At 69.6% G+C, this 21,964-nt stretch carries 18 protein-coding genes; 8 read left to right on the plus strand and 10 right to left on the minus strand.

Going from position 1 to position 21,964, the window contains the following annotated elements:
* Positions 1 to 109 precede the first annotated feature (109 nt).
* From JHN45_RS05615 to JHN45_RS05630, 4 genes are all read right to left on the minus strand, one after another.
* Positions 110 to 841 (minus strand): ABC transporter ATP-binding protein, encoded by a 732-nt coding sequence (locus tag JHN45_RS05615; protein ID WP_200714469.1) that lies wholly within the window; start codon positions 839 to 841, stop codon positions 110 to 112.
* Positions 838 to 3,636, minus strand: coding sequence for a branched-chain amino acid ABC transporter permease/ATP-binding protein (locus JHN45_RS05620; RefSeq protein ID WP_201048241.1), 2,799 nt, complete (start codon positions 3,634 to 3,636; stop codon positions 838 to 840). Before JHN45_RS05620 ends, JHN45_RS05615 begins: the two co-directional genes overlap by 4 nt.
* 45 nt (positions 3,637 to 3,681) lie before the next feature.
* Complete coding sequence (locus tag JHN45_RS05625; protein WP_201048242.1) at positions 3,682 to 4,959, minus strand: ABC transporter substrate-binding protein; 1,278 nt, start codon at positions 4,957 to 4,959, stop codon at positions 3,682 to 3,684.
* A 379-nt stretch (positions 4,960 to 5,338) separates the two neighbouring features.
* A complete protein-coding gene (locus tag JHN45_RS05630; RefSeq protein WP_200714472.1) occupies positions 5,339 to 5,806 on the minus strand; it encodes a hypothetical protein in 468 nt (155 codons plus the stop codon).
* Between the two features lie 135 nt (positions 5,807 to 5,941).
* On the opposite strand from JHN45_RS05630, the gene JHN45_RS05635 reads away from it, so the two are divergent.
* Positions 5,942 to 6,412: a cupin domain-containing protein gene (locus tag JHN45_RS05635; protein WP_307783039.1), complete on the plus strand. Its 471-nt coding sequence runs from the start codon at positions 5,942 to 5,944 to the stop codon at positions 6,410 to 6,412.
* A 63-nt stretch (positions 6,413 to 6,475) separates the two neighbouring features.
* Here the strand turns inward: JHN45_RS05635 and JHN45_RS05640 are convergent, their stop codons facing one another.
* Positions 6,476 to 7,903: an aromatic ring-hydroxylating dioxygenase subunit alpha gene (locus JHN45_RS05640; protein WP_307783040.1), complete on the minus strand. Its 1,428-nt coding sequence runs from the start codon at positions 7,901 to 7,903 to the stop codon at positions 6,476 to 6,478.
* Positions 7,904 to 7,940: 37 nt separating this feature from the next.
* Positions 7,941 to 8,261, minus strand: coding sequence for a ferredoxin (locus JHN45_RS05645; protein ID WP_200714474.1), 321 nt, complete (start codon positions 8,259 to 8,261; stop codon positions 7,941 to 7,943).
* A 168-nt stretch (positions 8,262 to 8,429) separates the two neighbouring features.
* On the opposite strand from JHN45_RS05645, the gene JHN45_RS05650 reads away from it, so the two are divergent.
* Entirely contained in the window at positions 8,430 to 9,413 is a 984-nt protein-coding gene (locus JHN45_RS05650) for an NAD(P)/FAD-dependent oxidoreductase (protein WP_200714475.1), read from the plus strand.
* Positions 9,414 to 9,475: 62 nt separating this feature from the next.
* Here JHN45_RS05650 and JHN45_RS05655 read toward each other — a convergent pair whose 3' ends face one another.
* Together JHN45_RS05655 and JHN45_RS05660 are read right to left on the minus strand one after the other, a co-directional pair.
* Positions 9,476 to 11,062, minus strand: coding sequence for an FAD-dependent oxidoreductase (locus JHN45_RS05655; protein ID WP_201048243.1), 1,587 nt, complete (start codon positions 11,060 to 11,062; stop codon positions 9,476 to 9,478).
* Positions 11,063 to 11,094: 32 nt separating this feature from the next.
* Positions 11,095 to 11,613 (minus strand): VOC family protein, encoded by a 519-nt coding sequence (locus tag JHN45_RS05660; protein WP_201048244.1) that lies wholly within the window; start codon positions 11,611 to 11,613, stop codon positions 11,095 to 11,097.
* Between the two features lie 170 nt (positions 11,614 to 11,783).
* Between JHN45_RS05660 and JHN45_RS05665 the strand changes: the two genes are divergently transcribed.
* Positions 11,784 to 12,242, plus strand: a complete 459-nt coding sequence (locus tag JHN45_RS05665; RefSeq protein ID WP_201048245.1) for a hypothetical protein — start codon at positions 11,784 to 11,786, stop codon at positions 12,240 to 12,242.
* A 6-nt stretch (positions 12,243 to 12,248) separates the two neighbouring features.
* On the opposite strand, the gene JHN45_RS05670 is transcribed toward JHN45_RS05665, so the two are convergent.
* Positions 12,249 to 13,151, minus strand: a complete 903-nt coding sequence (locus tag JHN45_RS05670) for a LysR family transcriptional regulator (protein WP_201048246.1) — start codon at positions 13,149 to 13,151, stop codon at positions 12,249 to 12,251.
* 174 nt (positions 13,152 to 13,325) lie between these two features.
* Here JHN45_RS05670 and JHN45_RS05675 point away from each other — a divergent pair, with 174 nt between their 5' ends.
* Positions 13,326 to 14,264 (plus strand): family 2A encapsulin nanocompartment shell protein, encoded by a 939-nt coding sequence (locus tag JHN45_RS05675; protein WP_200714485.1) that lies wholly within the window; start codon positions 13,326 to 13,328, stop codon positions 14,262 to 14,264.
* 2 nt (positions 14,265 to 14,266) lie between these two features.
* Positions 14,267 to 16,351: a family 2A encapsulin nanocompartment cargo protein cysteine desulfurase gene (locus tag JHN45_RS05680; RefSeq protein ID WP_236583386.1), complete on the plus strand. Its 2,085-nt coding sequence runs from the start codon at positions 14,267 to 14,269 to the stop codon at positions 16,349 to 16,351.
* A 64-nt stretch (positions 16,352 to 16,415) separates the two neighbouring features.
* Here the strand turns inward: JHN45_RS05680 and JHN45_RS05685 are convergent, their stop codons facing one another.
* Entirely contained in the window at positions 16,416 to 18,101 is a 1,686-nt protein-coding gene (locus JHN45_RS05685; RefSeq protein ID WP_201048247.1) for an ABC transporter family substrate-binding protein, read from the minus strand.
* A gap of 182 nt (positions 18,102 to 18,283) precedes the next feature.
* On the opposite strand from JHN45_RS05685, the gene JHN45_RS05690 reads away from it, so the two are divergent.
* Genes JHN45_RS05690 through JHN45_RS05700 form a run of 3 tightly spaced genes read left to right on the plus strand, consistent with a single transcriptional unit; the run spans position 18,284 to position 21,962 of the window.
* Positions 18,284 to 19,270, plus strand: coding sequence for an ABC transporter permease (locus tag JHN45_RS05690; RefSeq protein ID WP_201048248.1), 987 nt, complete (start codon positions 18,284 to 18,286; stop codon positions 19,268 to 19,270).
* A complete protein-coding gene (locus JHN45_RS05695; protein WP_201048249.1) occupies positions 19,267 to 20,166 on the plus strand; it encodes an ABC transporter permease in 900 nt (299 codons plus the stop codon). Before JHN45_RS05690 ends, JHN45_RS05695 begins: the two co-directional genes overlap by 4 nt.
* Complete coding sequence (locus JHN45_RS05700) at positions 20,163 to 21,962, plus strand: ABC transporter ATP-binding protein (RefSeq protein WP_201048250.1); 1,800 nt, start codon at positions 20,163 to 20,165, stop codon at positions 21,960 to 21,962. Before JHN45_RS05695 ends, JHN45_RS05700 begins: the two co-directional genes overlap by 4 nt.
* Positions 21,963 to 21,964: the final 2 nt, after the last annotated feature.

A 21,964-nucleotide genomic window follows, 5' to 3' on the forward strand; every position in this document is an offset into this window, starting at 1 on the left:
GATCGCCGAAGGTCTGACCAACCGTCAGGTCGCCACCGTGCTAAGGCTCACGGGGGCGCCGTCGCCGACCGGCTGTCCCGGCCGTTCGCCCGGTGCTCCGGTCGGTCCGTCAGGGGACTGGATCAGGTGCCCGCTCGCCGAGATAGGCGCGTTCCAGCAGACCGGGGTCGGCCGCGAGCCGGTCGGCGGAGTCGCTGAGGACCGTTTCGCCGTGCACCAGGACCACCGCCCGGTCCGCCACGTCGAGGGCCAGCCGGACGTGCTGCTCGACGAGTACGACGGCCGCGCCGGTGTCCTCGGCGATCCGCCGTACCACCGGCAGCAGTTCCTCGACGATCACCGGCGCCAGCCCCATGCTCAGCTCGTCGACGAGCAGGACCCGCGGATCCTGGATCATGGCCCGACCCAGGGCCAGCATCTGCTGTTCCCCGCCGGAGAGTTGGCCGGCCGCGACCTTCAGCCGTTTCCCCAGCGCCGGAAAGAAGTCGAGCACCTGGTCCACGGTGCTGCCCTGCCGTCGCCGCGCGAGCGTCAGGTTGTCCCGCACGGTCAACTGGGTGAACAGGGAACGGTCGTCGGGTACGAGGACCAGTCCCCGCCGGGCCGCCTCGCGCGCCCGGCCGCCACGGATCTCCCGGCCGTCGAGGGCCACCGTCCCGCCGAGGCGGGGCTGCAGACCGGCGAGGGTCGCCAACAGGGTTGTCTTTCCCGCCCCGTTGGGCCCGAGGAGAGCCAAGACCTCACCGGGGAGCAGCTTCAGGTCGAAGCCGCGCACCACCGGTCGTCCCTTGGTGTAGCCCGCGTCCACGCCCTCGCACGTCAGCAGCTCCGGCCCGGTCACTGGACGACCTCCCCTCGCACCTGGTCCGTATCGTTCTGCGTCGCGCCGAGGTAGGCGGTGGCGACGCGTGGATCCGCCTTGATCTCGGCGGGAGTTCCGTCCGCGATCACCTTTCCGATGTCCAGCACGACGATCCGGTCGCACACGTCGAGCACCAGCCCCATGTCGTGGTCGATCAGCAGCACGGTCACACCGTCGGCCCGCACGGCCCGCAGCCGGTCGCCCAGCCAGCGGCTCTCGGAGCTGTCGAGACCGGCCGCGGGCTCGTCCAGGAGCAGCATCCGTGGGCGGCCCGCAAGGGCACGCGCGATGGACACCAACTGCCGCCTGCCCTGGGAGAGTTCACGGGCCGGCTGGTCCCGGAACCGGCTGAGGTGCAGTGTCTCGAACAGGCGGTTCCGCAGCTCCGGCCCCTGCACGGAACCGACATGGTCGCCACCGTGCCGGGCCGCGGCCTCCCCGACCAGGACGTTCTCCTCCACGCTGAGATCCTCGTAGAGCTCGATGCCCTGGAAGGTGCGGCCGAGCCCTGCCCGGCCGCGCTGATGAGGCTTCAGGGACGAGATCTCCCGGCCGTCGAACTCCACTGTTCCCGTGCTGCGGTGGTATCCGCTGATCGCGTCGAGCAGGGTGGTCTTCCCGGCACCGTTCGGCCCGATCACGCCGACGATCTCGCCCGAGCGCACCTCGAAGGAGACGGAGTCGACGGCCACCACACCGCCGTAGCGCACCCCGACCTCGCGCACCGAGAGCACCACCTCGCCCGGTTCGGGAACCGGGGGACGGGCGGCCGGTGCCGAACCCGTCAGCGCGTCGGCGTCCCGCCCGTCCTGCCCGTCCGGGGTGTCGACGGCGGCCGGGTGGCGTGCGCGCCGGAGCCGCGCCGCCAGTTCGTGTGCCGGCCCGACGACGCCCTCGGGGTTGGTGATCACGGTGAGGACGAGACCGATGCCCATGATCACGTCGTACCACTCGCCGAGGGACAGGGCCCGGTCCAGCAGGACGGGCAGCAGGCCGCCAGCCCCCATCACCCCGGCCACGAGACCGCCGGACAGGGCCGTGACACCCGCCAGGTATGCGGTGGCGAACAGGCCCAGGCCGCCGATCGCGGTGAACATCTCGGCGTCCGCGACGGTCTGTTGATAGCCCAGGAGGGCGCCGCCGAGCCCGGCGACGAACGCCCCGATCGCGAAGGCGACGATCTTCGTACGGGCGACGTCGATGCCCGCCGCCGCGGCCGACCGTTCATTGGCGCGCACGGCGAGCATCGCGGCACCGAGCCTGCTGCGCCGCAGCCACGCCACGCCGAGGCCCACCAGCAACAGCACCACCAGACACAGCAGCGCGAAGGGGAGACGTGGATAGTCCTCGCCGGAGCCGATGCCCAGGTCGAGGCCGAACAGATGCGGCGAGGGGACCTTGGAACCGCCCAGGCCGCCGTTGAGTTCGGGGTTGCGGAACCAGAAGGCCTCCAGTGCCACCGCCAGCGCGACCGTGACCACCGCAGCGGGCAGACCGCGGATCCGCAGCGCGGGAAGCCCGATCACGACCCCGATCACCATCGCGGCCAGGGCTGCCAGCAGCGGGGCGAACGGAAAGGGTATACCCCATCCCGCGCTCAGCTTGCTCAGGCTGAACGCGCCGACTCCGGCCAGCGTCAGCTGCGCCAGTGAGATCTGCCCCGCGAACCCGGTGACGACCACCAGCGACAGCGAGATCACCGCCAGGGTCAGCGAGGTGATCACGGCGGCGCGAATACTGCCGTGCGTGGCCAGGAGCACGACGACACCCAGGGCCGTACTCACAACGGCCGGAACCAGTACGCGGTCCGGTCGCGGCGCCCGGCCCAGCGCCTGCTGGATCAGCGAGCCCCGGGTGGGCAGCGGACGCCCGCGCACCACCAGGTAGGCCAGAATGACGGCCAGCGGCACCAGTTGGGCCAGACCGGTCTGGGGCAGCCACGACCACTTCCCCTGCAGGAACTGCAGCTCCGACTGGAGCATCCCGATGACAAGACCGGCTCCCACGGCCGGGATCAGCGCGGTGAAGTTGCCGACCAGCGCCGCCGCGAGGGCCGGCACGATGAACAGCGTGTACGACACCGGGACCAGCGGCACGATCGGCGCGATCAGGATGCCGGACAGACCGGCGATGGCCGAACTCAGCGCCCAGTTCGCCACCGCGATCCGCTCCGGCGACAAGCCGCTGACCAGCGCGCCCTTCTCCGACTCCGCCACCGCCCGGGCCGCCAGACCGAACCGGGTCAGGCGGAACACCAGCGCCAGCACGACGGTCAGTACGACGATGACGGCCGCGAACCACAGCCGGTCGCCCGGGATCAGCGAACCGCCCCAGGACACCGGGTCGTTGGGGAGGATCGCCTTGACCGACACCGCGCCCGTACCCACACCCGCGGCCAGCACCGCCTGGATCACTAGCATCACCCCGATCGAGGCGACGGCCTTCGCCACCGGCGGCGCGGTCCGCAAGGGCCGGAAGACCAGCCCGTACAGCACCACCCCCAACAGGGCAGCCAGGACAAGGGAGATGACCACCGCAGGGAACAGGCCGAGCGGTCCACCGAGGCCGACCTTCTTCGGCAGCCCAGGCAGCGGCACCAGCAACTCACCCTGGCGCAGGAACGCGTAGGTGTACGCGCTGTACAACGCGATCGCCCCGGTGGCGAAGTTGACCACCCCGGAACCGCGGTAGGTGAGCACAAGTGCCAGCGCGAGCGCGCCGAACACCGCCCCACTGCCCAGCCCCAGCAACAGAAACACGACGTACTGGCTCATCGGCGAGACCGTCCCTCCCGGTTGCTCCGACCACCGCTCCTTCGACTAGCGCGCGAACAACGAACTGGGGTCGACGACCCGCAGCTGCCCCAACTTGCCGTCGGACGACACCGTGCCGGTGACCTCCTTCGCCGAGCAGGCGGCGGGCAGTCCGGGTACCGCCTTGGAGTCACAGCTGAAGGTGATGCCGTGGCCGGCGGGCAGTACGACGTCCTTCGCCGTGCGCAGCGCCGAAGTGATCGTCTTCGCCGAGACCGTGCCGGTCAGCCCGTGCAGCGCGCGCACCAGGCCGAGCACGCCCTGATAGCCGACCGCCGCGTAGCCCTGGGTGGGGGTGTCGGGGCTGTACTCCTTCATCACCTGCCGGAAGAGCTGGGCCTCCGGGTCGTCGCTGGCGGCGTCGAAACTGCTGAAGACCTGCAGCCCGTCCATGCCCGCGCCCACCGCCTGGACGACCTCCGGGGACACGCACGACTGGACGCTCATCCGGGCGATGCCGGCCCCGAGCGTGCCCATGGCTTGGAGCACGGAGGTGCACACGGTCGGATCCGCCACGACGGCGACGGCGTCGGGCTTGTTCCGCAGCGCGGCGCTCACCTGCGGAGACGCGTCCGGGGTGCCCGCGGCCACCGTCACGATCTGCAGGCCGACACCGGCCCTGGCGAAGACCGGCTTGCCGATGGCCTCGATCCCGCTCACTGCGGCCGGTGCGTCGATCACGAACGCGGCGACCTTCTTGTATCCCTTCTCCTTGGCGTACGCGGCCATCGACGTCATGGTCGTCGGGAAACCGCCCGTCCAGGAGAAGGCGTTGGCGGTGGTGCCCTCGGAGTTGCTCGCGGCGATGGCGGTCGCCCAGGGAATGCCGGCCTTGGTCACGATCGGCACCATGGAGTCGCCCAGACCGCTGCTGGTCAGGACCACCGCGTCGACCTTCTGCTCGACCATCTGGTTCGCGCAGTCCCGGGCCGTCGCGGGTTCCTCCTTCGTCTTGCAGACCGTGAGTTCGACGGGCCTGCCCGCGATGCCGCCGAGGTTGGCGTTGGCGTACTTCATGGCCGCCTGGGCGGCTTCCCTGGTCTCGGGCTGGCTGATCGCGGAGCCGCCCTCGTTGGTGATGAGGCCGATCCTGACCGGTGCGCCGGTGGCCTTCTTCCCGGGGAAGGCGCTCGCCAGTGCGGCCGGGACTTTCGTGCTGTCCGCGGCGGTGGTGGCGCCGTCACCGCCGCTGCCGCAGCCCGCGAGCAGGAGCGTGGCCGACACCAGCGCGACCGACGCGCGTGACCTGGGTGAGGAGATGGCTCGTCCGACCGACTCGATCATGTCTGCGTCCCAACGTGTCGGCGAGTGCCCGGCACTCGCTGCGATCAGCGACCGGCGGCGCCGTGCGGCGGCGCTGCCGTCCGAGAAAGTGAAGAGAGAGCCGCGAGTGGAGGTCGAACGGCACGAGGGCCGGGCGCCGCGGCAGACCATGCCGGCCGGCGTGCCGAGGGCTTGCCGAGGACTTCACGACCGGCGACGAGAGGGACCCTGCTCCGATGCGGGGAGAGGGACGGCCGATCCCCGCAAGGAGCGTCCGCAAGCAAGAAGAGTATACGTAATTGCGCCACGCTGGAATGGGTCGTACGGGACTTGTCCATGCAGTCGACCCCTCTTCCGGCAGCATGCCTGGAATGAGGGGCCGAAATGTGTGGCGGGTCGGTCAGTGGCCGCGGTGCACCCAGCCCGCGTCGTGCCAGTACGTCTCAAGGCTCTCCATCGGCTCGGGCCAGGTCTCGACGTAGGTGACGCCCTCCGGTCCGGCCGTCATGAGATAGGGGGTTCCGGCCTCGCTGATCCAGAACTCGCCCGGCCCGATGGTCCGGCTGCCCTCTTCCCCGTCCTTGCCCCAGGCGACATGGAACTCACCGCCGAAGACGATGATCAACTCGTCGAGGTTGTGATGGTGGCGGGGGACCGCGAAGTTCGGCGCGCACCGCAGGCCGTTCAGATTGAACGACGGGTCCACCTTCGTCGACCACCACATGTTCCCTTTGAAGGTCTGCTCCATGTCGACCGGCGCATCGGCCAGGAGACCGCCCTCGCTCCACAGATACGTGGGAGCGGACTGGTCGACCGGCAGCTCGATCCAGCCCTCGTCCGACAGCAGATTGAAGAACTCGATTCCCATGCCCCGATAGTGGGGACCGGGGTGTGGCGTGTCATGCGTGAATCCCGTTGGCCGGGACCGGAGCCCCCGGTGGATGGGTCCCGATGAGCGGAACCCTTCGACGACACCATGTCCGGCCGTGCGTACGGTCGCCGCGTGACTCTTACATTCGGTGATCTGGTGGAAGACGCGGACTGGGTTCCCATGGGCCTGGAACAGCAGGGCCATCCGCAGTACTTCTGGAACGAGGGCGGTCTGCTGCGGGACGCGCCCGTGGACTTCGCGGCGACGTTCGACGGCGCGATGTGGGTGACCACGAAGCCGATCGACATACCGCGCTTCAACCGCAACCCGCTGCGCGTACGGCCGAACTTCACGGTGCCCCGGCACCACCACAACGTCGACGAGATGCTCTTCGTCTTCGCCGGCGAATACCACATCGAGCACTACGAGTCGGGCGAGCCACAGACCGTGCGGGTGGGACCGGGGGACGTCTTCCTCAGCCGGGCCGGCACGCCGTACACGATGACGGCGGGGCCCGAGGGCGTCACCTACATCGAGACCTGGCCCAAGCCGGTACGGGAGTTGGAGACCTACTGGCACGACGTCGGCTGGGTCCGGCGATAGGGCGCCGACACGATCGTGTCCCGGCTCCTGGGAGCCGGGACCACGGATCGGACGTCGGACGGGTCAGTCCGTCCAGAGGAACCGGTCGGCCACCCGGTGGTGGTTGTAGATGGTCATCTCCTGCTCCTCGCTCAGCCGGTGCCCGTCGAAGCTGGGCGAGTGCATGCCCACGGTCACCTCCTTGGCGTTCATCAGGTCCTGCGTGAAGATCTCACCGAGGTCGGCCTCGCGGAAGTCCTCGAAGAACTGCGGCTGGAAGTCCCGCTTCTTGTCGTAGTCGGCGACGGGGACCTGGTCCAGGCTGAAGATCTCGAAGATGCAGCTGTCCGGGTCGAGCCCGTCGGGCCGCGCCCGGTAGCCGAACACCGAACCCTGGTTGGGCAGCAGGATCGTGTTCGGGAACACGTTCCACGCCGTACCGGCCTCCGCCCACTGCTGGGGCGTGATGTCCGGCCAGTCGTAACCCTCGGCGAGCGACAACTCCTTGTACAGCTGCATGTAGTACTGGCCGGCGGTCATCCCCTCCGGCACCTCCGCCGTCTTCAGCGCCTCCGCGGCCCGCCAGCTCCGCTCGTTCTCCAGACCGCGCATGTCGTCGGCGATGTACTGCACGCTCAGCGCGACACTGAGCCGTTCGTCGGTCACGCCGCCCGTGCCCCGGTTGGCCGGGTCCTTGGCGACGTCCTTCTTCTTCGGGCCCACACTCGAATAGTGCGCGTGCCGCTCGTACACGGTCGTCGGCGCCCACATCCGGTTCTCGAGTTCCTTCATCGAGGCGATGTTGGTGTTCGACTTGTCGAAGCGGTACAGCTGCGGATGGGTCCCCGCCACGTGATAGGCCTCGAGGAACCCGTCCAGCGCCGTCTTCCAATTGCACGGCAGCAGCACGCTCTTGTGCCACCGGTACCGCATGTGCTCGAACTGGAACGGCGCGAAGATCCGCGGAATCGGGTCCAGATATTCGAGCAGCGGCTTCGCGTCCGGGTCCATGTTGATGAACACGAACCCGCCCCACTGCTCCGCCCGCACCTGCACCAGACCGAGGTCGTCGTCCGAGCGCGGCACGAACTCCTCACGGTCCAGCACCAGCCGGATCGAACCGTCCAGGTTCCAACGCCAGCCGTGGAACGGGCAGATGAGCGAACCGACCCGGCCCCGCCCCCGCGCCAGCCGCGTACCACGATGCCGGCACGCGTTGAAATAGGCCCGGATCGAGTCCTTGCCCTCCCGCACGATCAGGATCGAATGACCACCGATCTCGTACTCGACGAAACAACCGACCCCCGGCAGCTCCTCCACCCGACAGGCCATCAACCAGGCCCGCGTGAACACCTTCTCCAGCTCCAGCTTGAGGAACTCGGGGTCCAGATAACGGCTCTTGGGCACGAACGCACGCGAAAGCCGGTACTTCTCCGGGACCTTCTCGGCCGGCACATCGCCCTCGAACCACGGGACACGACGGTCCACTTGGGGCTCAACCACGGCAGACACCGATCACCACTCCTTCCACTGCTCACGCAGAGTCATCTCAGCCGGCGTCGGGACCGGCGACCTCGATCCCGTCGGTGCTCCGCACCACATGGATGCAGTTGCCCGGGCACTCGTCGGCTGCGTCGATCACGTCCAGGCGCAGCCGGTTCGCCACATCGGCCTGCGCGCCCTCGGGCGTCAGCAGTTCCCCGTCCTCGCCGTTCTTGACGTAGGCCAGTCCGTCGTCGCCGAACTCGAAGACTTCGGGGGCGTATTGGGTGCACAGGCCGTCACCCGTGCACAGTTTCTGATCGATCCACACCCGTACTTCATCGCTCACGAGCCTCGCCCTCCTCGTCCGCAGAAAGCCGTCCGTCATCGCGGTGGCCCGTGACAGTGACTCTCCACGCGGCGTCCCGGACCGTCCACCGACCGTCCCATCAGGCGGGACCGGAGCCGACGGCCCTGATCGGAGCCGCCATAGACTCGGCCGGCCGACCACCGCCGTCCGCTGCCCACACTCCCCATCACCCCAGGAGGCCGGCCCGTGGCCGAGACCGTGACCACAGACATCCTCATCGTCGGCGCCGGCCCGATCGGGCTCTACGGCGCCTACTGCGCGGGCTTCCGCGGGCTGCGGACCGTCCTGGTCGACGCGCTGCCGCAGTGCGGCGGCCAGATCACCGCGCTCTACCCGGAGAAGGAGATCCGTGACATCGCAGCCGTCCCCGGCACCCGAGGCCGCGACGTCGTCACCGCCCTCAAGGACCAGGCCGACGCGTTCGGACCGACGTATCTCCTGGGCCGCCAGGCGGTCGCCCTCGCCCACTCGCCCGACGGACGCCCGCAGGTCACCCTCTCCGACGGCGTCACGGTGGATGCCGGAGCCGTCGTACTCACCGCCGGGATCGGCACGTTCACCCCGCGGACCCTCCCGGCCGGCGAGGAGTTCCTCGACCGGGGACTGAGCTACTTCGTCCCCGATCCGGCCGAACACACCGACCGCGACGTCCTCGTCGTCGGCGGCGGGGACAGCGCCGTCGACTGGGCACTCGCCCTGCACCCGGTCGCCCGCTCGGTGACCCTCGTCCACCGCCGCGGCACGTTCCGGGCCCACGCGGCGAGCGTCCGCGAACTGCACGAGTGCGGGGTCGACATCGTCACCAACGCCCAGGTGGAGACCCTGGCCGGCGACCACCGGTTGCGCCGGGCGCACTTGAAGGTCGACGGGGAGACCGAACCCCGGGTGCTGACGGTGGACGCGGTCGTGGCCGCGCTCGGCTTCATCAGCAATCTCGGACCGCTGGCCGACTGGGGTGTCCAACTGGAGCGGCGCACGATCGTCGTCGACACCAGGATGCGCACCACGGTCGAGCGGATCTACGCGGCCGGTGACGTCACCGCCTACCCCGGCAAGGTCCGCCTGATGTCCGTCGGCTTCGGGGAGGTGGCGACCGCGGTCAACAACGCGGCCGTCGCCCTGGATCCCGCGCTGTCCCTGTTCCCCGGACACTCCACCGAATCTGCGTGAACACGGGACTCCCTCTCGAAGAGACCGTCTTCGAGAGGGAGTTGAGGCCTTGTGCGTACCTGTCAGCTCTCGTCGGCCATGTCGACCGCGGCGATGTACGAGAACGCCATCGACGAACCGACGGGACCGCCCGCGCCCGGGTAGATCCGGCCGGACATCGGCGCCATCGTGTTGCCGGACGCGTAAAGGCCGGCGATCACCGAGCCGTCGGGCCGCAGCACGCGGGCGTGGTCGTCCGTCTTGAGACCTCCCTTGGTCCCCAGGTCGGACAGCACGATCGAGGCCGCGTAGAACGGCGCCTTGTCGATCACCCCGAGACAGGGGTTGGGCCCGTCGGTGTGCGACCCCGCCATCTGCGTGATCATCAGGTCCCAGGGATCCTCACCGCGACCGAACTCCTCGTCCTTGCCGCCCCGGGCGTACCCGTTGAACCGTTCGACGCTCTCGATGAGCGCACCCGGCGGCACACCGATCAACTCCGCCAACTCCTCCAGCGAGTCGGCCCGCTTCAGCACACCTGCGGCGACGAACTTCTCGACGTCGAACCAGCCCGGAACCTGCGGCGCGACCGGCAGCCCGGCGAACGCCCTCCTGTTGTCGAGCTGGCGCTGGTCGAACACCCAGTGCGTCGGCAGGTGCGACACGCCTGACGACCTGTGCGCCTTGAGCATCTCGTGACCGGCGCGGTCGTAGGGGAGCCGCTCGTTCATGTAACGCTGGCCAGCCGCGTTGACCCAAATACCGCTCCAGACCGACGTGTAGAACACCGGGCGGGTGTCGGGCACGACGAGGCCCGGTGCGAACCACGACTCGTCGAGCAGGTCGGTCGCCGCGCCGATGTCGATGCCCGCGACGAGGGCGTCACCGGTGTTGCCCGGGCAGCCCTGGGTCCACTCGTCGGTGACTCCGGGCTGGAACCGCTCACGCAGTTCGCCGTTCCGCTCGTAGCCGCCGGCGGCGAGTAGCACGCCTCGGCGGGCGCGGAACTCGACCGACTCGCCCTCGCTCAGGGCCTCGACGCCGACGACCGCGCCGTCCTCGACGAGGAGACGCGTCAGCCCGGTGTTCGTGCGCACGGTGCCGTTGCCGGTCTCCATGAAGGCGAGCAGCGCCCGGCCGATGAGGGCCTGGCCGCCGATCATCCTCGGGCCGACCTCGACACCCCAGCGTTCCGTCCACAACGGCCTGCGCACCAGCGGTTCCAGCGCGCCGAGTTCGGACCGGTCGAGGTCCGGAGGGAAGATGGTGCGCCCCTGCGGCAGGCTCCCCGGCCGTCCCGCGAAATAGTCCGGCACGCCCTGCCAGACGAACTGGCCGAACCGCGGATTCCGCTCCAACTCCTCGATCAGGACGGGCCCCGCCCGCAGGAAGGCCTCCCGCAGCGAGGCCGGCGAGTCGTCGCCGACGATCGCGTCGAGATAGGGGCGTGCGACATCGGGACCGTCCTCGACACCGGCCCGCTGCTCGGCCGCGTTGCCCGGCAGCCAGATCCCGGCGCCCGAATAGGCCGTGGTCCCGCCGACGTACTCCGTCTTCTCGATGACCAGCGTACGGAGCCCGCGGGAGGCCGCCGCGTACGCGCCGACGAGCCCCGCGCCCGAACCGACGACGATGACGTCGTAGGAATCGGCTGTGCCTTCGTCGCTCATGACGTTTCCTCTCCCGATCCCGAATTCCCTTGTCAGCGGCCCGCGTTGGACGCGGCCTCAAGATGTGCGAACCCCTGGGCGGATGCCTCGTCCAGCTCCATGACCTCGACGTAGTGGCCCAGTTCGGCCGTCATGTCGAGATAGCCGAACCGGATGCCACCGCTGTCCCCGAACTGCTTCCAGGTCCTGCCGCTCGCGGCGACGATCGCGGACGCCTCGTCGAAGTCGTCGACGCGGAAGCCCAGATGATGCAGCGTCGCCGGCTCCCCGGGCCGGACGGCGCCGCGATAGAGGTCGACCGCGCCGCCGACCGGACGGATGATCTCCAGGTTGGTCGGCCCGGCGTTGACCAGCGCCACATCGATGACCCACTCCTCGGCGGGCACACCGTCCACCACCACGAAGGGGGTGCGCGGGGCGTCGGTACCGACGGGCGGCAGGCCGCCGCCCAACGACGACTTGAAGTGCTTGACGGATCGCACGGTCCCCAGCCTCGATTCGAGGAACGTGGCCGCAGCGTCGATGTCGTCCGTCACATATCCGAGCTGCATGAAATTACGGAAGAGGTCACTCAACGACCGCACTCGGCACCCCCTGCTCTGGCTGGCCCGGCGGACCACGGGCATCGACTGTCCATCCGCCCGTCACGGTCGTCCACCGGATGTCCCACCAGACGGAATCGGCGGCGCCGGGGCGGATCCCGCGGTGGCACGATGCGGCGATGACCACATCCAGCGCGGGGGCGGCCCAACTGCCCGTGGACCGGGCGGCGATCGAGCACCGGCTCATCACCATGCGCAAGTCGGTCGGCCAACTCGACGGGCTCGAAGCGCTGGACAGCGCACGCCTGGCCGCCGATCCGGGAGCCGGGCTCGTCATCGAACGCATTCTGGCGCTCTTGTACGACCTGGCCCTCGCCATCAACCGAACCGCGCTGTCGGGCCGACGACCGGGGACACCGACAGCCTCGTTCGGCGCGGCCGAGCGGGCCGGAGTGATCGACGCCGAACTGGCCGACGCCCTCGCGCCTGCGGACGGCCCGCACCACGTCCTCGTACAGCTGTGTCTGGACAGCGACCCCGAGCAGGTCCGCGCGATCGTGGATGCCGCGCGGTCCGGATACCGGGAGTACGTACGGCAGGTGACCGACTGGATCACCGACGATCTCGGGGAGGACTGAACCCGGTCAGGACGGCCATTCCGGTTCGGTGACGGTCGCGGCGAGTGCGTCGAGAAGCACCTGGGCGGGCTGGGACGCGGGCGGTTTGCCGTGGACGGCGGCCACGACCTGGCGGCGCATGCCGGGGATGCGGTGGAGGCTGACCCCGGGGTGCCGGTTGGCGAGGAGGGTGAGTCCCGGCAGCAGGCTCACGCCGAGTCCGGCCGCGACGAGCGCCTGTACGGCGACGTAGTCGTCGGTCTCGAACTCGACCACCGGCTCGAAGCCGGCCCGGCCGCAGGCCGCGACGAGATGCTCACGGCAGCGTTCGCACCCGGCGATCCAGCGCGCGTCGGCATAGGTGGCCAGCTCCGCGCGGGGCCCGTCCCAGCACCGGTCCGCCGGGGTGACCACGTACAACGGCTCGTCGAGCAGCGGTGTCATCGTGGTGTCGCGGCGGTCGCGCTGGGGCGGATCGCCGTGCTCGAAGATCAGCGCCACGTCCACGTCGTTGTTGCGCAGGGCGTTGAGCGCGTCGGGCGGTTCGGCCTCCCGCAGGGTCAGTTCGATCGCGGGATGCTCGACGGACACGCGGGCGGCGGCGAGCGGCACGAGGGTGGCGAGCGCCGAGGGAAACGCGGCGAGCCGGACCCGGCCGGTGCGCAGTCCGGCCAGTTCGTCCAGTTCGGCGTGCACCGACTCGACCTGCGCGAGGATCGACTCGGCCCGGTCCACCAGCAGCCGGCCGGCCTCCGTGAGCCGGATACCGCGCCCCATCCGCTGCAGCAGCGGCACCCCGACCTCGGCCTCCAGCTTGGCGAGTTGATGACTCACCGAGGGCTGGGCGTAGTGCAGTGCCTCGGCGGCTGCCGTGATCGAACCCTCGCGGGCGACGGCGACCAGGACGCGCAACCGACTCAAGTCGATCATTTGTGAATCATAGACCGCGTCGATGACAGCCTCGAAAACACGCATTGGACCATTACCGGGCTCACTGCGACGGTGAATCGATAGTGGGTGCGAGAGATCTCGGCCGTACCTGTCCTGTCGGCGATCTCACCCCTCACGCCTGCCCGGATCCCGGGCGCCGAAAGGAGATGGCGCATGACCACGGCTGTGAATCCACCGTCGCGATCGATGTCGGTGAGCGACAGCGCGGCGCGGACCCTCGCGAACGCCACCAAGACCGTTCCCCAGATGGCCTCCATCACGCCTCGCTGGCTGGTGCATCTGATGTCCTGGGTCCCGGTCGAGGCCGGCATCTACCGGGTGAACAAGGTCGTCCACCCCGAGTCGGTGCGCATCGAGTGCGACAACTACGACGAGTCGCCGCTCCCGGACACCTTCGTCGACTACGAACGCGAGCCCCGCGAGTACCGGCTCAAGGCCGTCCAGACGGTCCTGGACCTCCACACCCGCATCTCCGACCTGTACTCCAGCCCGCACAACCAGACCGCACAGCAGCTGCGGCTGACCATCGAGGCGGTGAAGGAACACCAGGAGGGCGAGCTGATCAACAGCCCGGAGTACGGGATGCTGGCCAGCGTGGCGGACACCCAGCGCATCTCCACCATGGCGGGCCCGCCGACCCCGGACGACCTCGACGCCCTCATCACGAAGGTGTGGAAGCAGCCGGCCTTCTTCCTCACCCACCCCGAGGGGATCGCCGCGTTCGGCAGGGAGTGCACCCGGCGAGGCGTACCGCCGGCCACGGTCAGCATGTTCGGCTCGCAGTTCCTGACCTGGCGCGGCCTGCCGATCATCCCGTCGGACAAGGTCCCGCTGGAGAACGGCAGGACCAAGTTCATCCTGCTGCGCACCGGCGAGTCGCGCCAGGGCGTGGTCGGACTGTTCCAGCCCGGGCTCTCCGGCGAGCAGGGCATGGGTCTGTCGGTGCGGTTCATGCAGATCGACCGCAGCGCCATCGCCTCCTACCTGATCTCCCTCTACTGCTCGCTCGCGGTCCTCACCGACGACGCGCTCGCCGTGCTCGACGACGTCGAGGTCGACAAGTTCCATGACTACGCGCCGAGTTACCGGTAGCCATGACCACGCCCTCAACCACCGGTAACGAAGCCGCCCCGGCGTGGCTGCCGGACGAGGAGACGCTGAGCCGGATGGCCGGGGAGTTCTTCCGAGCACTCCCCGGGCAGCCGGCGGCCATGGAGTCCGACACGGAGGCGCCGACTCCGGTCTTCGACGGCCGACCGGAATGGCCGACGCCCACCGGCCTGCCGCACGCGGACTCCTCTCCTACGGCGACTGCGGGGCCGTCGGCCGCGCAGGTCGCCCCCGCTGTGCCCACCGGTCCGCCGGCCCCGGGCCCGTTCCCCGCCCAGCCGGCCGGTCCGCCGACGGCGGATTTCGCACCCGCGGTGCCAACTGGCCTGCCCGCCGCGGAATCCGGTCCCGGAGTGTTCACGGAGGGGCCGACCGCGGTCCCCTCCGTGCCGGTGCCGACCGCCACGCCCGCCGCGAACCCGGCGCCTCCGATGCCGACCGGCCTCCCCTCCATGGACCCGCCGCCCCCGGCACCGACCGCCGGAATGAGCCCACCGTCCGGGCCGCCGCCGACCAGCGCCCCTGCCACATTCATGGCGAGCCCCTATGCGGTGGGTGCGCCGGGTGGCGCCGGACCCAGCCCGGAGGCATCGGCCCCGCCGGTGGCCCCGGGGCCGCCGCCCGTCCCCGCGCCGGCCGCACCGGCCCACCTCCCCGACCCAGGGCCGTACTACTTCCTCACCGAGGCCGCCGGATACCCCGCCCAGGCCCCGGAGCTCCCCGGCTTCGGCCACCTCGGGCTGCCGCCGCTGCGCGAGGCGATGGCACCGACGGCGACGACAGCGCCGTACTACTTCGTCCAGGAACCCGACGTGTCCGGCGAGCAGTCGGTACTGCCGCTCGACCAGCACCCGGCCTTCGACGTGCAGGCGGTGCGGCGGGACTTCCCGATCCTGTCCGAGCTGGTCAACGGGCGTCCGCTGATCTGGCTGGACAACGCGGCGACCACGCAGAAGCCGCAGGCGGTGATCGACCGGTTGGTGGAGTTCTACTCGCGGGAGAACTCCAACATCCACCGCGCGGCGCACGAGCTGGCCGCCCGGGCGACGGACGCCTACGAGGGCGCCAGAAAGACCGTCGCGCGGTTCATCGGGGCCGGTTCCGCCGAGGAGATCGTGTTCGTCCGGGGCACCACCGAGGCGATCAACCTGGTCGCCAAGGCATGGGGTCCGGCGAACATCGGCGCGGGCGACGAGATCGTGCTCTCCCACCTGGAGCACCACGCCAACATCGTGCCCTGGCAGATGCTCGCGGAGCAGACCGGCGCGGTGATCAAGGTGATCCCGGTCGACGACAGCGGCCAGCTGCTGCTCGACCAGTACACCGCGCTTCTCTCCGACCGCACCAAACTCGTCGCGGTCACCCAGATGTCCAACGCGCTCGGCACCGTCGTACCGGTCGAGCAGATCATCGAGATCGGGCACCGGGCCGGGGCACGCGTTCTGGTCGACGCGGCCCAGTCGGTGCCGCATCTCCCCATCGACGTAAGGGAGTTGGACGCCGACTTCCTGGTCTTCTCCGGGCACAAGCTGTTCGGACCGACCGGGATCGGCGTCCTCTACGGCAAGCGGGAGGTTCTGGAGGACATGCCTCCGTGGGAGGGCGGCGGCAACATGATCACCGACGTCACCTTCGAGAAGTCCACCTTCCAGCCGCCGCCGGGCCGGTTCGAGGCCGGCACCGGCAACATCGCCGACGCGGTGGGACTGGCCGCGGCCATCGACTACGTCGAGCGCATCGGCCTGCCGAACATCGCCGCCTACGAACACACCCTGGTCGAGCACGCCACCGAAGGCCTGCGGTGCGTACCCGGACTGCGGTTGGTCGGCACGGCACCGAACAAGGCGAGCATCGTGTCGTTCGTCCTGGACGGCTACGAGCCGGCCGAGGTGGGCACCGCCCTCAACGAGGAAGGAATCGCGGTCCGTTCGGGCCACCACTGCGCGCAGCCGATCCTGCGCCGGTACGGCCTGGAGGCCACCGTCCGGCCGTCGTTCGCCTTCTACAACACGCATGGCGAGGTGGACACGCTGATCGCGGCGGTCAGGCGGCTCGCGGACCGTCGCTAGCCGAACGCGCCACCACAACCGGTACGGCGGAGACCTGTCCAAGGTCTCCGCCGTATCCGTCGGGTCATTTCTTCAGCCAGCCGACCTTCGTGTAGTCGACGTCCGCGAGGCCGCTCGCGCCGTAGTTGGCGAGGTTCGAGCGGACCGCGAGGACTTGGGGGCGCTGGTAGACGGGGATGGAGTGGCCCAGTGCCCAGATCTTGGCGTCGGCCTCGTTGTAGAGCTTGTTCGCCTCGGTGGTGTCCGTGGTCTCGGTGGCCTTCTTCAGCAGGGCGTCGACCTCGGGGGACCCGACCGAACCGTAGTTCTGGTAGAGGTTCTTGCCGGACGGCTCGCGGTAGATCGGGTACGCCTGGGAGCGGAAGATCTGGTCGACCCAACGGAAACTCGTCAGATCGAAGTTGCCGATCGTGACGTACTTGGAGAAGTAGTCGTTCGACGGCACCTTCACGATGTTCAGCTTGATGCCGACCTGCGCCAACTGTGCCTGGACCAGCTCTGATTGGTCCACCTGTGCGGAGGTGGAGCCCGCGCTCAGCGTGTAGCCGAGCGTGAGCTGCTTGCCGTCCTTGACCCGCTTGCCGCCCCGGAGCTTCCAGCCCGCCGCGTCCAGCAGCTCGCCCGCCTTCTTCAGGTCGTACGTGCCGTACGTGCCGGAGTTGTCCTGGTAGCCGGCCTGGTTGGGCATGAAGAAGTGGCTGCCGTACGGCTTGAGTTGGACAGGGAGATCCTTGCCGAAGGCGGCGGCGATGGACTTGCGGTCGATGGCGTGCTGGAGGGCCTGACGGACACGCACGTCCTTCAGCGGGCCGCGCGCGCCGTTGAACTCGATGTGCACCTCGTCCCAGCGGGCGCCGACCCGGATGTCGGTGCCCGCCGCCTTGTACAGCCGCTTGTAGTCCTCGGGCAGGAGCGCGGCGGCGTAGTCGATCTCCTTGTTGAGGTAGGCGTCCGTCCAGGCGGTGTAGTCGAGGGCGCGGAAGACGATCGAGTCCAACTTGGGCTTCGTTCCCCACCAGTTGGGGTCAGGTACCGCCGTGATGGTCTGGGCCGTCCTGTCGTACGAGGAGATCTTGAAGGCGTTCCCGGTGATCGGGATCTGCTGCGTCCAGCCCTTGTTGAACTTGTCCGGGGTGTCGATCCCGGCGGCCGGCAGCAGCGGGTTGAAGAGGTGCTTCCAGTCGGCGTACGGCGTGGTGAAGGTGACCTTGACCTGGTGCGCGTCGGCGCCCTGTTCGACCTTGCCGATCTGTTCGTAGCCGGAGGTGTCGGCGGCCTCGTACGCCTTGTCCGTGCCGTTGTTCGCCCGCCACAGGGCCGCGAAGTCCCGCCAGTCGACGGCCTTTCCGTCGGACCACTTCGCCTTGGGGTTGAGCTTGTAGACGACCGTCTGCGGGCTGGTGGAGGTCACCGAGACGGAGAGCAGGAAGTCGGTGTCGGGGTGGGACTCGCCCTGGGCGTCCGCCCAGAACAGCCTGGGCTCCACGAGCGCGTTGATGTCCTGCGCGTCGCCCTGGTTGCCGTTGGCGGTGTAGCGGTTGTAGTCCGCGATCCACTGCGAGATCGCCAGCTTGAGGGTGCCGCCCTGCTGGATGTCGTTCAGCGACCGGGCGTTGATGGCCTGGCTGCCGGCCGGGGCCGCGCTTCGCTGCGCGACGGGTCTGCCGTCGTCGGAGGAGCCGCAGCCGGTCACCAGCAACGCGGTCGCCGCGGTGGCGGCGACCCATGCAGCGGTGGAGGTCTGTCGCATGTCGGTGTCCTTCGTGAGGCCGGTGGTCGTCAGTGGGGGGCGCCGGAACTCGGGGTGGGCGCGCCGGACTTCAGGTGGATGCACCGAACGTAGAACGGCCTACGACCCCCGGGGGAGACCCCCTGGACACCTGACATGTTCTCTTCATAAAGTGGCAACAAGACGCGCGGACCATTTCTACTGTGCCTGCCTACCTGGCCAAACGACTCGGCTACTACGCCCTGTTGCTCCTGGCCGCAGTCTGCCTCTCCTACCTGCTGGCCTCGCTCGCGCTCCACCCGCGCGAGTACTACGCCGGCCGGCAGCCGCCCATCCCCGCGGCCTCGGTGAACCACCATCTCGACGAGATCGGCGTCAACGACCGCACCCCGCTGCCGAGTCGCTTCCTGCGCTGGCTCGGGCACGCGGTGCGCGGCGACCTCGGCGAGACCATCGACGGCACCTCCGTCGACGCCGAGTTCGGTCGCCGACTCGGCGTCAGCCTGCGGCTGTTGCTCGCCGGGACCGTGTTCGGGACCGTAGTGGGAGTGCTCGTCGGAGCCTGGACGGCCGTACGGCAGTACCGGTTCAGCGACCGGGCCGTCACCCTCGCCTCCTTCGCGCTTCTCTCAACTCCCGTGTTCCTGCTGGCGATTCTCCTCAAGACCGGCGCGATCTGGTTCAACCAGAGCACCGGCACGGACCTGATCCAGTTCACCGGAGAGAAGAGCCCCGGCGTGACCGGCGGCCTCTGGACCGTCCTCAAGGACCGGAGCGTGCACCTGCTCCTGCCCACCCTCTCCGTCGCCCTCTTCGCCGTCGCGAGCTACAGCCGCTACCAGCGCAACACCATGCTCGACGTCCTCGGCTCCGACTATCTGCGCACCGCACGGGCCAAGGGCCTCGCCCGCCGCACGGTCTTCCTCAAACACGGACTCCGGACGGCCCTCATCCCCATGTCGACCTACTTCTCCTACGGCTTCCTCGCGCTGTTCACCGGCGCCATCTTCACGGAGACGATCTTCGGCTGGCACGGCATGGGGGAGTGGTTCATCGCGTCGATCGGCAAGAACGACGTGAACTCGGTGGTCGCCGTGAACCTCTTCGCCGCCGTCACCGTGCTGCTCTCCGGCTTCCTCGCCGACCTCCTGCACGCCGCCCTCGACCCACGCATCCGGCAGGCATCATGACCACGACCGTCATCGCCGAAGAGGCACCCGTCGCCGCCCCGCCCGCCGGTCGCGCCACCGTCGTCCTGCGCCGCTTCCTGCGCAACCGCGCCGCCCTCGCCGGAGCCGTCGTCCTGGTGCTGCTGTTCCTGCTGGCCTTCGTCGGGCCGTACACCACCAAGTGGTCCTACAGCCACATCGACTACACCGCGCTGCGGGCCGCACCCGGCGGCGACCACTGGTGGGGCACCAACCGCATCGGCCAGGACGTGTTCGCGCAGACCGTGCGCGGCCTGCAGAAGTCCCTCGTCATCGGACTGCTCGTCGCCGTGCTGTCCACCGGGCTCGCCTCGCTCGTCGGCGCCTGCGCCGGATACTTCGGCGGCTGGACCGACCGGCTGCTCATGTTCTTCGTGGACCTGCTGCTGGTCTTCCCCTCCTTCCTGATCATCGCGATCGTCTCGCCCCGGCTGAGCTCCCGAGGCTGGTTCGCCCTGGTCGGGCTGCTCGGGCTCTTCGCCTGGATGATCACCGCCCGGGTGGTCCGGTCCATGACGCTCTCCCTCAAGGAGCGCGAATTCGTGCGCGCCGCGCGGTACATGGGCGTCGGACCGTTCCGGATCATCTGGCGGCACGTGCTGCCCAACGTGGCCTCCTTCCTCATCATCGACGCCACCATCCAGGTCGGCGGCGCGGTGATGAGCGAAACGGCGCTGTCGTACTTCGGCTTCGGCGTCCAGCCGCCCGACGTCTCGCTCGGCACGCTGATCGCCGACGGGACGAGCGCCGCGGTCACCTACCCCTGGATGTTCTTCTTCGCGGCCGGACTCCTGGTCGTCTTCGTACTGGCGGTCAACCTGGTGGGCGACGGACTGAGAGACGCGCTGGACCCCACCTCGAAAGGCGCCTCCCGATGAGCCCGATCCTCCAAGTGACCGACCTGGACGTCGACTTCGACGGACGGCCCGCCGTACGCGGGGTCGGTCTCACCCTCGAACGCGGTGAAGTCCTCGGCCTCGTCGGCGAGTCGGGCTCCGGCAAGTCCGCGACCGCGCTCGCCGTCCTCGGCCTGCTCCCGGGCAACGCGGAAGTACGCGGGTCCGTACGGCTCGACGGGCAGGAACTCGTCGGCGCCTCGGAACGGCAACTCACCCGGATTCGCGGCAGCCGCGTCTCCATGGTGTTCCAGGACCCGCTGTCCGCGTTCACGCCCGTCTACCGGATCGGCGACCAGATCGCCGAGGCCGTACGAGCCCACCAGGACGTCTCCCGCGACCATGCACGGCAGCGGGCGGTCGAACTCCTCAACCTCGTCGGCATCCCCGAACCCGCCCTGCGCGCAAGGGCGTTCCCGCACGAGTTCTCCGGCGGCATGCGCCAGCGCGCGATGATCGCCATGGCGATGGCCAACGACCCCGACATCATCCTCGCCGACGAACCGACCACCGCCCTCGACGTCACCATCCAGGCACAGGTGCTCGACGTCCTGCGCACCGCACAGCGCGAGACCGGCGCCGCGCTGCTCCTGGTCAGCCACGACCTCGGTGTCATCGCCGGGACGGCCGACCGGGTCGCCGTGATGCACGAGGGACGGGTCGTGGAATCGGGCACGGCCGACGATGTCTTCGAGCGCCCGCAGGAGCCGTACACCAAGCGGCTGTTGGCCGCCGTCCCCCGGATGGACACCCCGCGCGCAATCCAACCACCCACCGGCGAAACGGTGTTGAAGGTACGCGGTCTCACCAGAACCTTCCCGCTCCTCAAAGGGGCCGCCTTCAAACGCCGGATCGGCTCCGTGTACGCCGTCGACGGCGTCGACCTCGACATCCGGCGCGGCGAGACACTCGCCCTCGTCGGCGAATCGGGCTCCGGGAAGTCGACGACGCTCTTCGAACTGCTCGAACTGGCCCCGCCGGAAGGCGGATCGATCGAACTGTTCGGCAACGACCTCTCCGGGCTCGGGAAGTCGCAGGCGAAGGCCCTGCGCCGCCGCGTCCAGATCGTCTTCCAGGACCCGATGGCCTCCCTCGACCCGCGCATGCCCGTCGGGGACATCGTCGCCGAACCGCTGCGCACCCAGGGCGCGGACCGGGCGACGATCGGCCGGCGCGTGCCCGAACTCCTCACCCAGGTCGGCCTGGACCCGGCCCACGCGGAGCGCTACCCGCACGAGTTCTCCGGCGGCCAGCGGCAACGCGTCGGCATCGCCCGCGCGCTCTCCGTCGAACCCGAACTGCTCGTCCTGGACGAACCGGTCTCGGCACTCGACGTCTCCGTCCAGGCCGGGGTGCTCAGCCTGCTGCAACGCCTCAAGGAGGAACTGGGCCTCGCCTATCTCTTCGTCTCCCACGACCTGTCCGTGGTGCGGAACATCGCCGACCGCGTGAGCGTCGTCTACCTCGGACGCACGGTCGAGGCGGGTCCCGTGGACGAGGTGTTCGAGCGCCCCCGGCACCCCTACACCCAGGCCCTCCTCTCCGCCGTACCCCTGCCGGACCCGGCCCGCGAGCGGGAACGGCAGCGGACGCGCATCCTGCTCGCCGGCGACCCACCGAGCCCGACACGACGCTACGACGGCTGCCGGTTCCGGGCCCGCTGCCCGCTCCATCCGCAGCTGGCGGAGCCGGAGCGGAAACGGTGCGGCCAGGAGGTGCCGGTGTTCGGCGGGGACGGGGCGGCCTGCCACTTTCCGCGGGTGCGGGAGGTCGTCTGATC

Source organism: Streptomyces sp. MBT53, assembly GCF_016654115.1.
Taxonomy (GTDB): Bacteria; Actinomycetota; Actinomycetes; order Streptomycetales; family Streptomycetaceae; genus Streptomyces.